Consider the following 1055-nt stretch of genomic DNA (forward strand, 5'->3'; position numbering starts at 1 on the left):
TAGAGCGTTTTCCACAGTGGCTGAATCGCTGAGGATTCCGTTTCGGGCGCATCTCTGATTCAGAGTCCAAGCTGGTGAAGGAGGCCGGCTTGGATGTCGAAAGCGCTTTCCCAGGATTTACGTGACCGGGTTGTTGCGGCGATTGATGGTGGCCTGAGCCGCCGTTCTGCTGCAGCTCGCTTTGGAGTAAGTGTGTCGAGCGCCATCCGCTGGCACCAGCTTGCGCGAGAACACGGTCGAGCCGTTGCCAGAAAGCCTGGCGGCGACCAGCGCTCATCGAAGACCGAAGCCCACCACGAGCAGATCATGGCAATGCTGGAGGAGAACGGCGACATCACGCTTGCCGAGATACAGTCCGGACTTGCCGCAAGCGGCGTCAGCGTTGGGATCGGCACGCTGTGGCGGTTCTTTGATCGTCACCGGATCACGCGTAAAAAAAGTCCGGGCACGCGATCGAGCAAGACCGGCCCGACGTCCTGAGGCAGCGGCAGCGCTGGTTCGACGACCAACTCGATCTCGATCCTGAGCGCCTCGTGTTCATCGACGAGACGTGGACCGCTACGAACATGACCCGAAGCCATGGTCGGTGCCCGAAGGGCGAAAGGTTGCGCATGGGCTTCCCGCATGGTCATCGCAAAACGACGACGCTGGTCGCGGGCCTGCGTATGACCGGCATGGTCGCACCGATGGTGCTCGACGGGCCGATCAACGGCGACTGGTTCGAAGCCTATGTCACCCAAGTGCTGGTGCCCGAACTCAAGCCCGGAGACGTGGTCATCATGGACAACCTGTCGAGCCACAAACGGATGGCGGTAAAGGAAAAGGTCGAAGCGGCCGGTGCCACGCTACGCTTCCTCCCGCCCTACAGCCCCGACTTCAATCCAATCGAGAAGGCGTTCTCCCGGTTCAAGGCCATGCTGCGCAAGGCTGGCGAGCGCACCGTCCGCGGACTCTGGGACCTGATCGGCAGGCTCGTCGACATCTTCCAACCGGACGAATGCGCCAATTACTTCAAATCTTGTGGATATGAACCAGAGTGATCGGAAAACGCTCTA

Annotated in this window: 1 protein-coding gene; it reads left to right on the forward strand. The window is 60.5% G+C overall.

Features of this window, described 5'->3' with window-relative positions; all coding sequences use genetic code 11:
• The first annotated feature begins 93 nt into the window (after positions 1 to 93).
• A protein-coding gene (locus tag AX708_RS19660; protein ID WP_156454517.1) for an IS630 family transposase occupies positions 94 to 1040 on the forward strand; the annotation gives its coding sequence in 2 pieces (ribosomal slippage) (positions 94 to 433 and positions 433 to 1040; 948 coding nt in all).
• The last annotated feature ends 15 nt before the right edge of the window (positions 1041 to 1055 follow it).

This window comes from Erythrobacter sp. CCH5-A1 (assembly GCF_001557115.1).
GTDB lineage: Bacteria > Pseudomonadota > Alphaproteobacteria > Sphingomonadales > Sphingomonadaceae > Erythrobacter.